We start from the raw sequence: 13804 nt of genomic DNA, 5'->3' as shown, positions 1-13804 counted from the left end.
TACTTTTACTAAAATTCATAAATGGTGACGCCACTTCTTAATTTGGGTTCAATAAACGTACTTTTTGGGGGCATGGTCAGGCCTTCATCCGCAATGGCTTTCAATTCTGAAACTGTTATCGGAACCAATCCAAAGCCCACAGCGAATTCCCCGCTATCTACTTTTTGTTTTATGGTCACCAAATCATTTCGCCCATGGGAGTAAGATATTCGTTTGTCGTTGCGCAAATCCGAAATTCCTAAAATCGGTTCCAAGATGGTTTTATAGAGAATTTGGGTATCCAGAGCATCCAACGACGAATTGATTTTATAATTGCCTTTTCTAAGATAAAGCGAATAAAACTCACCATCCAAATACATACTGAAATGGTGCTTTTTATTGGGTTTGTAAAGGTCCACCCCTCGGTTTTCAATACGGAACATGGCGTCCAATTTGATCAAAAAACGCTCTTTTGAAAACCCATTCAAATCTTTCACCAGACGATTAAATTCGTAAATTTTAAGTTCTGTTTCAGGAATCAAATACACCATAAAGTTGTTGTAAGCCTCATTTCCTGAATGTGCTTTGTTTTCTGATTTGAGTTGCTCCGCCAGTAAGTTTGAGGATGCTGAACGGTGATGGCCGTCAGCAATATAAATGGTACCTATATCCTGAAATATTCCTCTGATGGTTTCGATATGCTTGGCGTCTTTCAAGAGCCACATATAGTGGGTATCCCTAAAATGTGTGGTGAATTCAAATTCTGCCCGCTTTTTTTCCACCTCGGTAATGATTTTGGTGATTTCAGGTTTATCAGGATACGTTAACAAAACAGGTTCGGCATTAAATCCGACAGTCTTTAAATAATCCTTGAAAATTTCTTCCCGATAGGCAATCGTGTCTTCATGCTTTTTGATGACACCATTTTTGTAATCCTCGGCACTCGCGCCAGCTACAATACCACAAAATGTGTCGCCATTCCGATTAACTATTTTATAGATGTAAAAACACGGCTGGTCGTCCTGCATAAAGATGCCATCTTCCTTAAACTCCAGATATCGGTTTCTAACCAAAGCATAGCGTTCCACGCCTTTAATGTCTTGCTGGTATCTGTAGCCAGGGTTGATAATATGCAAAAACGAAAAGGGGTTATAATTCAATCGGGCTTCAAGCTCCGGCTGTGTGTAGCTTTGATAGGAGCGCGAGGCTACCAATCCAACTTTGTCCCTAGTGGGGCGCACTGCTCTAAAGGGGAGTATTTTTGCCATTGAATTTAGTTTTCAGTCGCAGTCTAAGTATTCAGTTTTGGGTAAGGCTACTTCATAAATTGTGAAGCAACTTTATCAGCTTTCTTATTTTCCGAATAATCATAAAACCCTTCCCCTGATTTTACTCCTAGTTTACCAGCACGAACCATATTTACCAAAAGAGGACAGGGCGCATATTTAGGGTTTTTAAAGCCCTCGTACATCACATTTAAAATAGACAAACAGACGTCCAAGCCTATAAAATCAGCCAATTGCAAAGGCCCCATTGGGTGTGCCATGCCCAGCTTCATAACGTTATCAATTTCTTCAACCCCTGCAACTCCGTTATAAAGCGTTTCAATGGATTCGTTAAGCATTGGCATTAAAATACGATTGGCCACAAATCCGGGATAATCGTTCACTTCAACAGGAACTTTACCCAGGGTTTTCGACAAATCCATTATGGTTTTGGTTACCTCTTTGCTCGTGTTATAGCCATTTATAATTTCGACTAGAGGCATAATCGGTACAGGATTCATAAAATGCATGCCAATAACGCGCTCTGGTTTTGAAGTCACCGACGCAATTTGGGTAATCGAAATGGAGGACGTATTGGTTGCAAGAATTGCCGTTTCAGAGCAGGCCTCATCTAATTCCTTAAAAATCTTTAGTTTCAAATCCAAGTTTTCGGTGGCAGCCTCCACTACCAAGGTTACATTATCAACTCCTTCTTCTATATTGGTGAAGGGTACAATATTGTCCAGCGTATCCTGCTTCTGTTGCACCGTGATTTTTTCCTTGGCCACCATGCGGTCCAAATTGGCGTCAATGGTTTGTAAGCCTATCTTTAAAGCATCTTTATTAATATCAATCAAACAGACTTCAAATCCGTTTTGGGCAAAAGTATGAGCAATACCATTCCCCATGGTACCTGCGCCAATTACAGCAACTTTTTTCATATTTTAATGTTTAATACTCAAAGTAATAGTTTCAATGCATTAATCCATAATATTTATAAGGGCAAGAGTAAAATTCCTCCACTTCGGGAGTCCCGATAGCTATCGGGAAGGAGGGGCTTCTTTTAAAACTGGTTAATAATCATATTGGCCACACGAAGGGCTTCAGTACCATCATGCAAGGTCACCACCGGGGTAGTGTCATTGTTGATAGCATCGGCAAAGGTTTCCAGTTCATCCAAAATTGAATTATTGTCAGGAATTTTCGGATTATCAAAATAGATTTGCTTCCGAACCCCTTCAGCATTTTGCAAAATCATATCAAAATCCCCTGGAATTTCTGGGGCATCCTTCATTTTAACCACCTCGCATTTTTTGGTCAGAAAGTCCACAGAAATATAGGCATCCTTTTGGAAAAACCGTGCTTTGCGCATTTTCTTTAATGAAATTCTGCTGGCTGTTAAGTTGGCTACACATCCATTTTTAAATTCGATACGGGCATTGGCGATGTCCGGCGTATCACTAATGACTGCAACACCACTGGCAGAAATATGTTTCACTTCAGATTTTACGGTACTCAAAATAATGTCGATATCGTGAATCATCAAATCTAAAACAACAGGTACATCCGTACCCCTCGGGTTAAATTCCGCCAAACGATGCGTCTCGATAAACATGGGGGATTTGATATCATCTTTCACAGCAATAAAAGCGGGGTTAAAACGCTCAACGTGGCCCACTTGGCCTTTTACTTTGTGAAACGCAACTAAAGCCCTAATATCTTCGGCCTCGGCAAGGGTATTGGTAATCGGCTTTTCAATAAAAATATGCCTGCCCTTCGTGATAGCTTTAATGGCGCATTCGTGGTGTGACAAAGTGGGTGTTACAATATCCACAACATCCACGGCATCTATTAAATCTTCAATAGAATCAAATGGTCTATAACCGAATTCGTCCGCTACTTTTTTCGCATTGGAGGCATCCGGGTCGTAAAACCCGACCAATTCATATTTTTCAGATTGATTGAGCAGTCTCAGATGAATTTTTCCAAGGTGACCTGCACCTAAAACACCAGCTTTTAGCATAGTTTTATATTTATATCGAAGCTATTATTAGTAAAATATTAATGTGAAAATCGACGGAAATTCCTTAAAAATACGCCATGATTTCAACGCTTAAAGATACTAAATTTAAATTCCGAAAAAATTGTTTTTAGCTTAAAAATGTTTGAGTATTTTGAAGAAGAACTCCTCTACATTAGTGTTGAGGTTTCCTTGTTGAACCTGCCTGCCGGCAGGCAGGATTGTCATTCCCGAGACATCGGGAATCTGATTAAAAGAATTTCGTTTCCTTGAAAATTTTGGACTGAAGTATTAGATTTTTAAACACTCAGTTCGATAGTTCTTTTGAAGAAATTCTTTTATTTTTGGCAGAAATAACCTCCCGAAAACATTGAAAGATACTTTTAAACATCAAGGACTGCGACAGCAATTGGTTAACACCATAGCCGCCAAGGGTATAACAGACGAAAAGGTGCTGAAGGCCATTGGCGATATTCCGAGGCATTTATTTATGGACTCCGGATTTTTGGACCATGCTTATCAGGATAAGGCCTTTCCGATTGCCGCAGACCAGACCATTTCGCAACCGTTTACCGTGGCCTTTCAAACGGAATTGCTAAAAGTTTCGCCGGGGGATAAAGTACTGGAAATCGGTACGGGGAGCGGCTACCAAACTGCCGTCTTATGTAAGCTGGGCGTTAAGGTTTACAGTATTGAGCGCCAACAGGAATTGTTTAAAAAAACGAGCAAGTTTTTACCCAAAATAGGCTATCGCGCTAAAAAACTCATTTTCGGTGACGGTTATAAAGGACTGCCGGAAGAAGCGCCTTTTGATAGCATTATTGTGACCGCCGGAGCACCTTTTGTACCAAAACCATTGTTAAGTCAACTTAAAGAAGATGGTGGGCGTTTGGTTATTCCGGTGGGTGATGATGTGCAGGTAATGACCTTATTTATTCGAAAGGGTCCAAAGGAATTTGAAAAGCACGAGTTTGGGGAGTTTCGGTTTGTGCCGTTGTTGGAGGATAGGAATTAGTTTTGTTAGCTGTTAGCTGTTAGCTGTTAGCTGTTAGCTGTTCGGGATGACTTGTATTTTAATCTCCCAGAATCTTCGTTTCCAACCCATCAATACTTTTCGTATTCTTTTCCTTCCAATAATTTTCAATGCGTTCCCTGCCTTGCTTTTCTGCCCAAGAATTGAGTTGTTGGCGTTCTTCCTTAAAATCCATAAAAGGCACGGCATAGCCACAGGAAGTTTGTACACTTTCAATAGTCATATCCACTATCTGTCGCGTACCCGGTATTTCGGGAAATAGATGGATGTTATCCTGAAAACCTTTGTCCCTTTCGTGATACATTTTAGCGGTTCCGTATAATCTTAAAATCAATGGCTTGCCTTCAAAAGAGCAAAACATCACCGTGATCCTATTATTCTGTAACAAATGGGCCGCGGTTTCATTGCCACTTCCAGTTAAATTCAACCAAAGCACCCTTTTATTATCCATCACTTTAAAGGTGTCGGCCAAACCTTTAGGCGATAAATTGATTCTACCATCGGCCGCAGCTGTGGCCACAAAAAATATCTTTTGGGCCTCTATAAACTCTTTTAATTCAGGGGTAATTTCATCAAAAAATTTCGCCATAGATTTATCATTTTCTTGGTAAATACGCCTTCGGAATAGGGTTTTCTTCAGTTTCTTGGGACCAGTAAATATTCATAATCCACCAACGTTTGCCATCATTCAATAATTGAATGCTGTTAATGCCCCGCATAAAAGGTTTTTCATCATCCTTGCTGTGATAGCATTCATAAGTACTAAATACATGTGCGATATTGCCATAAGCATTTACCTTTCGGTGGATTTCCTTCTCGATAAAGCCATTCAATTTCAGCCACTTATCTGAGCTTTTGATATACTCCGAGGGGCTCATAAATTTAGCTTTGTAAATGTCTTCGCTGTTTTTTCCTGTGGGAATCAATTTGGCATCCGGGTGGAACAAAAACTTAAACTGCTTCCAATTCCGCTCTACATCCTTTTCACCTGAAATTACTTTGTACAGCCCTTTTATCGTTTTGTCTAGCGTTTTAACTTTGGAGCTGTCTATCTTAAATTTTTCTTGGACTTCTTTCTTTTTTTGAAAAATATTCTGTGAAGTTGAAGGTAGCGAGAATGCGCACAAACAAAGTAGTAGGACTAGTTTTTTCATTATAAAAATTTATGGGAACAAATTACTAAATCGAAACCCTATAACGGTTAATATCCTCTTAAATTATTCCAAAATGCCTGTTCGAGTGTCCCAACAGGTTTCGTTGGGATGTATCGAGAACTTCTTACTCTGATTTGTCATTCCGCACTTGATGCGGAATCCACCACAGCCATTCCTAGTGGATTCCTGCTTTCGCAGGAATGACAGCTGTACTCAGTTAAAGTTCGGGTTTTGTCTTTTGGAATTTAATATTATTTGTAGATTTTCTTAATCCTGTCCAAGTTTCTTTTATTATCGCGGTCCTTTATAGTTTCGCGTTTATCGTAGAGTTTTTTACCTCTGGCAAGGGCAATGTCCAATTTTGCAAAGCCCTTATCGTTGATAAATAAGCGCAATGGAATAATGGTCAACCCCGTATTTTGAACCTCTTTCTGTAATTTTTTAAGCTCCTTTTTATTGAGCAACAGTTTTCTTGTGGCCTTGGGCTTGTGGTTGTAATGGGTGCCAAAAGCATATTCCTCAATGGTCATGTTTACCACAAACAATTCCATGCGGTCATTAAACTCACAAAAACTCTCGGCAATGGAAGCCTTGCCACTGCGGATGGATTTTATTTCGGTACCGGTCAACACAATGCCAGCCATGTATTTGTCCAATATCTCGTATTGAAAACGGGCCTTTCTGTTTTGTATGTTCACCGATTTTTGCATGACGGCAAAACTACATAAAATATGAGGTTAATTTGGAATTATTTCATCGTAAACCCTAATTTAACGGTGACTTGCCAATGTTCTACTTTTCCATTTTTTATATTGCCTCGAGACTCTATAACTTCAAACCAACGGAGGTTATCAATTGTTTTTGAGGCTTTTGCAATGGCATTTTGCACGGCGTCATCACTTGAAACTGCTGATGTGCCGACGATTTCGATTTTTTTGTAAATGTGATCTTCCATGATTCTAATATTTTAGTTGATTTATCACTTTAAAAGATACGAAAAATAGGATTTGGGAAAATCAAATTTGTATTTTTGTATCTGCTTTTTTAGAAACCGGAAGTGGTTTATGTTTTTTGCGTTTAAGTGAAAATTAGGCCGTTTTTGTTCATTTGAAGACTTTTTTAAATTGCTTAGCAGGGCTACGGAATGCGAAAAAGACAAAAAATGGGGAAAAACGGGCAATTTTTTAACAAATGGAAAAAGTATAATTCACTTCCAAAAACAAATCAATTTTATGAAGTCATTTGACGTAGCCGTTATTGGTTCTGGTCCTGGAGGATATGTTGCTGCCATTCGCTGTGCGCAACTGGGTATGAAAACCGCAATTATCGAAAAATATAATACGCTTGGGGGTACTTGCCTAAATGTGGGCTGTATTCCTAGTAAGGCTCTTTTGGATTCGTCCCATCATTATGAAGATGCCATAAAACATTTTGAGGAGCATGGCATTGAAATTCCTGGAGATGTAAAGGTAAATCTTGAAAAAATGATTGCCCGGAAACAGGCTGTTGTTGACCAGACTACCGGAGGTATCGATTTCTTAATGAAGAAGAATAATATCGAAGTATTTCATGGCATGGGGAGTTTTAAGGATGCTACCCATATTACAGTTTCTGGAGAAGAAACTGTTGAAATTGAAGCTAAAAAGACCATCATTGCCACGGGAAGTAAACCATCGACCTTGCCCTTTATCGAAATTGACAAAGAACGCATTATTACTTCAACTGAAGCCTTAAAATTGAAAGAGATTCCCAAGCATTTGATTATTATCGGTGGGGGAGTTATCGGTTTAGAATTGGGCCAGGTCTATAGAAGACTGGGTTCTGAAGTAACTGTAATTGAATATATGGACCGCATTATTCCAACGATGGATGGTGGATTATCCAAGGAATTGAACAAGGTATTTAAAAAGGCAAAATTCTCGATGCAGGTATCACATAAAGTGAAATCTGTGGAAAGAAAAGGCGATGAGGTTATCGTAAAAGCAGACAATAAGAAAGGTGAAGAAGTAGAGTTCAAAGGCGATTATTGTTTGGTATCCGTTGGTCGTCGCCCATACACGGATGGCTTAAATGCGGAAGCCGCTGGCATAAAATTGGATGACAGAGGCCGGGTAGAAGTGAACGATCATTTGCAAACTTCAGCGACAAACATTTATGCGATTGGAGATGTGGTAAAAGGGGCGATGTTGGCTCACAAAGCCGAGGAAGAAGGCGTGTTTGTTGCCGAAACCATGGCAGGTCAAAAACCGCATATTGATTATAATTTAATACCGGGTGTGGTTTATACTTGGCCAGAAGTTGCAGCCGTCGGCAAGACCGAGGAGCAATTGAAAGAAGCTGGGGTGGATTATAAAGTTGGTCAGTTCCCAATGCGTGCCTTGGGAAGGGCCAGAGCGAGCATGGATATTGATGGTTTTGTAAAAATCCTAGCCGATAAAACTACTGATGAAATTTTAGGGGTACACATGATTGGTGCCAGAGCGGCCGATATGATTGCCGAGGCTGTGGTGGCGATGGAGTATCGCGCTTCTGCTGAAGATATTTCAAGAATGTCGCATGCGCACCCAACGTTTACGGAGGCTATAAAAGAAGCGGCTTTAGCGGCTACCGATAATAGGCCGTTACATGTTTAAAGAATTGTTTTTTTAATATATATTGAAAAGCAACCTAGTTTTGGGTTGCTTTTTTTTCTTTAAGAAATGAAACAAATAAGTCTATCCATTATTTGTGCCATACTAGTTCTGAGTTTTCATGAATTGAGAAGTGGGACACCAAGCGATTTGACTTCTGAAATAAACCTTAGAAAATTTGAGCAAACTGAAACTGAAATAGAGTGGTCTTCATATAGAAAACTAAAATGGGAAGACTTTAAAGGAAAACCGGATACTATAAACTTTCCCAATTCAAATGCTGTAACTATTTCGTCGATACATTTCAAGGGCAATACGCCAAATCTATTTGCAAATGGAAGCCTTTCCGTTACAGCAGTGTTTAATCAATTTGAGAGTTGGGTTTTATCAGGAGAAGAATCTGATAATCTCCTAAAGCATGAACAACTTCATTTTGACATTACTGAAATTTATGCCCGAAAAATAAGAAAGGTGTTAAAAGAAGTTGGAGTAGCGTCTTATAAAGAAGAAGAAGAAATATGGGATATGTTGCGAAAGATTAAATATGAATATGAAAACCGTCAGAAGGAATATGACAGTTTAACAGTGCATGGCATAGATAGAGATGCTCAAGAGGAATGGGATTCAATAGTTAAGTCAGAACTTAGTAGTTACAATTTGTATAAACAAAAATAAATTATTTTCATGTTTATAAAAGCTTGGCTTTTAGGGTGTTTATTTGTTATATTTAGGTGCGGAAATTTCCCAAATTTGCTAATACTTCCTTTAAGGAAAATAATTGTCTTTCGTAATAAATTACCAGTCGCTTTGGATTTGGCCCTTGCTTATTTTTGGTTTAGCTATTGAATATAACCAATAAATAATCCACCCTTCATGAAAAAAATAATCCTTTCCCTCATTGCACTTTGCTTCTGTTTTCATATTAACGCCCAACAGCAAGAATTATCCCCCATTCTTTTTATTTATGATGCTAGTGGCTCCATGTGGGGGCAACTTCAAAATAGCACCAAAAAGCAAATTGCCGCGGAAGTACTTACCGCTACTGTCAACAATCTACCTGAAAACCAAAACATCGGTTTATTAGTGTATGGCCATAACCGAAAAGGCGATTGTAACGATATTGAATACATGGTGGATTTGTCCAACAATTCAAAAGAGAAGGTGACGAGTACCGTAAAAGGCCTTAATGCTCTAGGGAAAACGCCTTTGGCCCGTTCGGCAAACATGGCCATAAATTCCCTTAGGCAGTCTAAAACCAAGGCCACCATCATTTTGATAACCGATGGGATTGAATCCTGCGATGGCGATATTTGCGATATCGTTTCCAAGGCTAAATTAGAAGGTATTGACTTCAAATTACATATTGTCGGATTTGGACTGAAAGAAGGCGAAAAGGAACAGCTAAAGTGTGCGGCCACTACCGGTGACGGGGATTATTACGATGCCAATAATGCCGATGGTTTGGGCGACGTACTGATTGAAGCCACATCAGAAACCGTGGATGACCCCGAAGGGAATTTTTCAGTATATGCCACTAAAAATGGTGAGCCGGTGGATGCTTGGGTTAAGGCTATTGAGGCAGGTACTGAAAAAGAAATTGATGCGGTAAGAACGTATCGTGATACGGCATTTTTGTATTTGCCTGCTGGAAAATATAGCTTAAATGCCCGTCCATTGGAAAATTCAAAAATTAAAGGGATTGCTATTGATGTTGAGAGCAAAGAAGGCGAAATGGGGCACCAAACCATAAGTTTTGACGGTGGGAAAGTTAGCGTTACTACGACGAACAATGGTGAAAGCTGGGACAGCACCTGCAGGGTATACACCCAAGATGGTACATTTGTTACAGGAAGTCGGACTTATGGAAAAGCACGGGTTTTGGAAGTGAATGCAGGTGTATATGATATCAAGGTTCAGGCGTTGCAAATCAAAGGCCACGAAACGGAATATATTATAGAAGATGTTAATATTGAGCCTGGAAAAACCATTGATGTGGTACACAATTTCGAATCGGGTATAGCGATGATAGGTGCAAAAAGTGGTGGTGAACTTGTGGATGCTGTGGTGAAGGTCATAGAAAAAACTTCAAACAAGAATGTGGCAAGTAGTAGGACTTACACTTCCGAAAACAATAATCCAAGACGATTTATTTTGAATCCCGGGACTTATGAAATAAAAATGACTACTCTGGGAAAACATAAAGGGCATAATAAAACCTTTACCATTGAAGTGAAGGCTGGGGAAACCATAACTGAAATCATAAACTTTTAATCATGGCACATCACGTATTTAAAGGCTATAGTATTCTGTTTTACTTTTTGATGAGCATTTTCTCATTTTTTATCGGGCTATACTATGCCGGGATGGTAGAAGCTGGGAAAAATCAAGGTTTGGCCGGTGGCGCTATTGTGTTGAGTTATGGTGTGGTTGCTGGGCTAATCGGTCTGGTTTTGGCGATATTCATCGTTTATAAATCCAAAAGAAAACTAATTTTTTGGGGCAATATTGTTTTGGGGATTTGCATTGTAGGATTTTGGGTAAATGCCCATTTAAAATATAAAGAAAAACAAAAGGCGAAGGAATTGGAACGGGAGCAATTCGAAAAAAGAAAACCAAAGCCCACGACACCAACCTCACCTGTGGATTCCAATGTAAAATCCAAACCTATGGCGATGTTGGTTAATGGTTCTGAACAAGATAAAAAAGATGCAGGTTTGGGTATGTTTGCTCCAAATATTTCAGAAAGTAAAGCTTTGTATTTCTACGGCAACCCTAATTTTCAAAAATCCAGATTGGAACATGCACCTATTGACAGCATCACCTTTAAAAAAAGGGAATACGGCGGTTTTGAAATTGCTACTGCCCCGTCGTGGTTAATGCCCGATCATCTTAAGTTAGATTACGATATGCTGTATTTTAAGGTGAAATCGGTCACTCAGGATTTTGTTGAAGTTCGTGTGAACAACCTCACCAACAGAACGTCTTTTGTTGATAAATATCAAGGCAGGATTGCCTATTGGCCCGAGTTTTTGCTTGGTGTGCATAGCGTGGAATTTATAAATCCCCAAACACAGACTGTTTATGTAAAGCCCTTGGAACATGCAGGAAAAGTGTCCATACCGCATAGTTTTATGAAGCCGGTTAGGATAACCAGAAACTGGATGCATGTTGAGCTAATTAACCATGGTTTTGATACTGTTGGTAAAGGGTGGATACAATGGACAAAAGATGGGGAGTTTCTAATTAGGTATAACTTGTTGAGTTAGAATTGTTTAATAATTTAACATTTTGTTTAAACAAAGCAGTCTAAATTCCTTATTTTTGCAGTTCTGAAACTTGGTTTATGAATTGCCCAAAACTATTGTGTTTTCTAACGTTATTATGCACATCTATTTTTGTTTCCGCTCAGGAAAAATTTACGATTAGCGGTACGGTTACCGACGCGTCTAACGGGGAAACAGTTTTTGGGGCTTCAGTGTTTTTTGAAGGTACTACTGTTGGGGCTATCACCAATGAATACGGGTTTTATTCTATTACCGCTGATGAAGGCGACTATAAGTTGGTGGTGTCATATGTGGGATACTCCACTTCTGTAAAACAGGTGAGCCTAAATTCTAATCAAAAAATAGACTTTGAAATAGCCGAAGCCTCCACTGAGTTGGATGAGGTTGTGGTGATTGCTGAGGAATCCGACAGGCTAAATATCAAAAGTCCTCAAATGAGCGTTACCAAGCTAAAAATGGGAGCCATCGAAAAGATGCCGGTGGTTTTGGGCGAAACAGATATTATTAAATCCATTCAATTGTTACCGGGTGTTACCAGCGTTGCCGAGGCCTCTACGGGATTTAATGTGCGCGGAGGGGCGGCCGATCAAAATTTGGTGTTGCTCGATGAAGCTATTATCTACAACACGTCTCATTTGTTTGGATTGTTCTCGGTTTTTAATACCGATGCTATCAAAGATATCAAGTTGTATCGTGGAGGAATCCCAGCGAGGTTTGGAGGACGGGTGTCTTCGGTGTTGGATGTGCGCCAAAAGGATGGTAACAGCAAGAGATTTGAACTGAACGGAGGACTGGGGCTCATTTCAAGCCGATTGTCTGCCGAAGGGCCTTTGTTCAACCAAAAGGGTTCATTTTTGGTGGCTGGACGGGGCTCCTATGCCCACTTGTTTTTGGAGGCTTCGGATTTGGAGAACAGCGCCAAATTTTATGACTTAAATCTGAAGACCAATTATAACATCAATGCGAATAATAAGTTGTATTTGTCGGGTTATTTCGGCAGGGACGACTTTAATTTCGGCGCAAATTTCGATAGTGGGTACGGAAATGCCTCGGGCAACTTAAGATGGAACCACGTTTTTAACGACCGTTTGTTTTCAAATTTGTCCCTAATTTATAGCAAATATGATTATCTCTTGGATTTTAAATCCTTTGAATTTGATTGGATTTCTGAAATTGAAAACTATAACATCAAATATGATTTGAGTTATTTCAAAAATGAAAAATTACAGATAGATTTTGGATTGAATGCCATTTTGTATGATTTCAATCCTGGTGAAATCAACCCCACATCCGATACTTCGCCGATTAACCCATTGTTGCTGGATCAAAAAAGGGCATTTGAAAACGGATTATACATTAGTGCAGAACATAAAATCAGCGATAAATTGACTGCAGCTTATGGAGTACGCTACAGCTATTTCATCAGAAGAGGAGGTCAACCTTTAAATGAGTATCAAAATGGCCTGGCTGTGGTCTATAACCCTACTTTGGGCATCTATGAAGAAGGTAATATCTTGGGAGAACGGGTTTACGATAAGGATGAAACTATCAAAACCTACGGTAATTTGGAGCCCCGATTGGCAGTTTCTTACCAATTAAATAATAATACCTCCATAAAAGCGGGCTACAGCCACACGGCGCAGTATATTCATTTATTGTCCAATACGCTTTCGGTTACCCCATTGGACGTTTGGACGCCGAGTGGTAAATTCATCAAACCGCAATTGTCTGACCAGTATTCTCTCGGTTATTTTAAAAACTTTAAGGATGAAGCATATTCCTTGGAGGTAGAGGCTTACTACAAAACCGTGGACAATCGCATCGATTATGTAGATGGCTCAGATTTAATTGGTCAGAATACCATTGAAACTGAAATTTTAAATGGCGAATTAAGGGCTTACGGTTTGGAGTTTTTACTAAGAAAGAATAAAGGGGATTTCACGGGATGGCTGGCTTACACGATTTCTAAGGCAGAACAGCGTACGCCGGGAGGTGCCTCAGGTGGCCCGGGTATTAATAACGGCAATTGGTATTATGCACCGCATGACCGCACCCATGATGTGTCCGTCACCGCAAGCTATAAGTTGAATGATAAATGGACTTTTGGAGCCAATGCAATTTATCAAACCGGAAGGCCGGTAACTTATCCCGATGGGCAGTACACCTATGAAGGTTTGAACATTGCAAATTTTTCCGATAGAAACTCCAGTCGACTTCCAAATTACCATCGTATTGATGTTTCGGCCACTTGGGTGCCCAATCGAAAGCCGGATAGGCGTTGGAAAGGAGAGTGGGTATTCGGTATTTATAATATTTACAATCGCAAAAATGCGGCCTCCATTGCCTTTGGGCAAAACAGGGAAACGGGAGCCAATGAAGCCACAAGGACGGCAATTTTTGGGATTGTGCCTGCACTATCCTATAATTTTAAGTTTTAAG

13 protein-coding genes are annotated in these 13804 nt (G+C 39.7%); 6 read left to right on the top strand and 7 right to left on the bottom strand.

All coding sequences use genetic code 11. The features are described from left to right. Positions 1-8: 8 nt before the first annotated feature. From H7U19_RS16275 to H7U19_RS16265, 3 genes are all read right to left on the bottom strand, one after another. Positions 9-1247 (bottom strand): DUF1015 domain-containing protein, encoded by a 1239-nt coding sequence (locus H7U19_RS16275; protein WP_186563944.1) that lies wholly within the window; start codon positions 1245-1247, stop codon positions 9-11. Between the two features lie 47 nt (positions 1248-1294). Then, the gene (locus tag H7U19_RS16270; protein WP_186563943.1) at positions 1295-2185 is read right to left on the bottom strand and encodes a 3-hydroxyacyl-CoA dehydrogenase family protein; all 891 of its coding nucleotides are present in this window, start codon (positions 2183-2185) and stop codon (positions 1295-1297) included. A gap of 122 nt (positions 2186-2307) precedes the next feature. Continuing rightward, a complete protein-coding gene (locus H7U19_RS16265; protein ID WP_186563942.1) occupies positions 2308-3267 on the bottom strand; it encodes a Gfo/Idh/MocA family protein in 960 nt (319 codons plus the stop codon). A gap of 367 nt (positions 3268-3634) precedes the next feature. Between H7U19_RS16265 and H7U19_RS16260 the strand changes: the two genes are divergently transcribed. Next, positions 3635-4279 carry a protein-L-isoaspartate(D-aspartate) O-methyltransferase gene (locus H7U19_RS16260; RefSeq protein WP_186563941.1) on the top strand — a complete coding sequence of 215 codons (645 nt, stop codon included), beginning with the start codon at positions 3635-3637 and terminating at the stop codon, positions 4277-4279. A 58-nt stretch (positions 4280-4337) separates the two neighbouring features. Here H7U19_RS16260 and H7U19_RS16255 read toward each other — a convergent pair whose 3' ends face one another. From H7U19_RS16255 to H7U19_RS16240, 4 genes are all read right to left on the bottom strand, one after another. Continuing rightward, entirely contained in the window at positions 4338-4886 is a 549-nt protein-coding gene (locus H7U19_RS16255; RefSeq protein ID WP_186563940.1) for a pyridoxamine 5'-phosphate oxidase family protein, read from the bottom strand. A 7-nt stretch (positions 4887-4893) separates the two neighbouring features. Beyond that, on the bottom strand, positions 4894-5451 hold the full coding sequence (locus tag H7U19_RS16250; RefSeq protein ID WP_186563939.1) for a hypothetical protein: 558 nt from the start codon (positions 5449-5451) through the stop codon (positions 4894-4896). Between the two features lie 251 nt (positions 5452-5702). Continuing rightward, complete coding sequence (gene smpB / locus H7U19_RS16245; protein WP_186563938.1) at positions 5703-6161, bottom strand: SsrA-binding protein SmpB; 459 nt, start codon at positions 6159-6161, stop codon at positions 5703-5705. A gap of 38 nt (positions 6162-6199) precedes the next feature. Continuing rightward, positions 6200-6406 (bottom strand): dodecin, encoded by a 207-nt coding sequence (locus H7U19_RS16240; protein WP_186563937.1) that lies wholly within the window; start codon positions 6404-6406, stop codon positions 6200-6202. Positions 6407-6683: 277 nt separating this feature from the next. On the opposite strand from H7U19_RS16240, the gene lpdA reads away from it, so the two are divergent. The 5 genes from lpdA to H7U19_RS16215 all read left to right on the top strand — a co-directional run bounded on the left by lpdA (position 6684) and on the right by H7U19_RS16215 (position 13803). Next, on the top strand, positions 6684-8084 hold the full coding sequence (gene lpdA, locus H7U19_RS16235; RefSeq protein ID WP_186563936.1) for a dihydrolipoyl dehydrogenase: 1401 nt from the start codon (positions 6684-6686) through the stop codon (positions 8082-8084). Between the two features lie 66 nt (positions 8085-8150). Beyond that, positions 8151-8756, top strand: a complete 606-nt coding sequence (locus H7U19_RS16230; protein ID WP_186563935.1) for a DUF922 domain-containing protein — start codon at positions 8151-8153, stop codon at positions 8754-8756. 198 nt (positions 8757-8954) lie between these two features. Further along, positions 8955-10352: a VWA domain-containing protein gene (locus H7U19_RS16225; protein ID WP_186563934.1), complete on the top strand. Its 1398-nt coding sequence runs from the start codon at positions 8955-8957 to the stop codon at positions 10350-10352. 2 nt (positions 10353-10354) lie between these two features. After that, a complete protein-coding gene (locus H7U19_RS16220; protein ID WP_186563933.1) occupies positions 10355-11347 on the top strand; it encodes a hypothetical protein in 993 nt (330 codons plus the stop codon). Positions 11348-11424: 77 nt separating this feature from the next. Then, complete coding sequence (locus tag H7U19_RS16215; RefSeq protein ID WP_186563932.1) at positions 11425-13803, top strand: TonB-dependent receptor; 2379 nt, start codon at positions 11425-11427, stop codon at positions 13801-13803. Position 13804: the final 1 nt, after the last annotated feature.

The sequence above is a fragment of the Hyunsoonleella aquatilis genome, assembly GCF_014270105.1.
GTDB classification, from domain to species: domain Bacteria; phylum Bacteroidota; class Bacteroidia; order Flavobacteriales; family Flavobacteriaceae; genus Jejuia; species Jejuia aquatilis.
Note: the sequence above shows the minus strand (reverse complement) of the source record. Positions and strands in the feature narration are given on the sequence as shown.

Excerpts from the sequence above, each read along its gene's own strand:
- H7U19_RS16275 (WP_186563944.1), bottom strand. The coding sequence starts at position 1,247 with ATGGCAAAAATACTCCCCTTTAGAGCAGTGCGCCCCACTAGGGACAAA.
- H7U19_RS16270 (WP_186563943.1), bottom strand. The coding sequence starts at position 2,185 with ATGAAAAAAGTTGCTGTAATTGGCGCAGGTACCATGGGGAATGGTATT.
- H7U19_RS16265 (WP_186563942.1), bottom strand. The coding sequence starts at position 3,267 with ATGCTAAAAGCTGGTGTTTTAGGTGCAGGTCACCTTGGAAAAATTCAT.
- H7U19_RS16255 (WP_186563940.1), bottom strand. The coding sequence starts at position 4,886 with ATGGCGAAATTTTTTGATGAAATTACCCCTGAATTAAAAGAGTTTATA.
- H7U19_RS16250 (WP_186563939.1), bottom strand. The coding sequence starts at position 5,451 with ATGAAAAAACTAGTCCTACTACTTTGTTTGTGCGCATTCTCGCTACCT.
- smpB (WP_186563938.1), bottom strand. The coding sequence starts at position 6,161 with ATGCAAAAATCGGTGAACATACAAAACAGAAAGGCCCGTTTTCAATAC.
- H7U19_RS16240 (WP_186563937.1), bottom strand. The coding sequence starts at position 6,406 with ATGGAAGATCACATTTACAAAAAAATCGAAATCGTCGGCACATCAGCA.
- lpdA (WP_186563936.1), top strand. The coding sequence starts at position 6,684 with ATGAAGTCATTTGACGTAGCCGTTATTGGTTCTGGTCCTGGAGGATAT.
- H7U19_RS16230 (WP_186563935.1), top strand. The coding sequence starts at position 8,151 with ATGAAACAAATAAGTCTATCCATTATTTGTGCCATACTAGTTCTGAGT.
- H7U19_RS16225 (WP_186563934.1), top strand. The coding sequence starts at position 8,955 with ATGAAAAAAATAATCCTTTCCCTCATTGCACTTTGCTTCTGTTTTCAT.
- H7U19_RS16220 (WP_186563933.1), top strand. The coding sequence starts at position 10,355 with ATGGCACATCACGTATTTAAAGGCTATAGTATTCTGTTTTACTTTTTG.
- H7U19_RS16215 (WP_186563932.1), top strand. The coding sequence starts at position 11,425 with ATGAATTGCCCAAAACTATTGTGTTTTCTAACGTTATTATGCACATCT.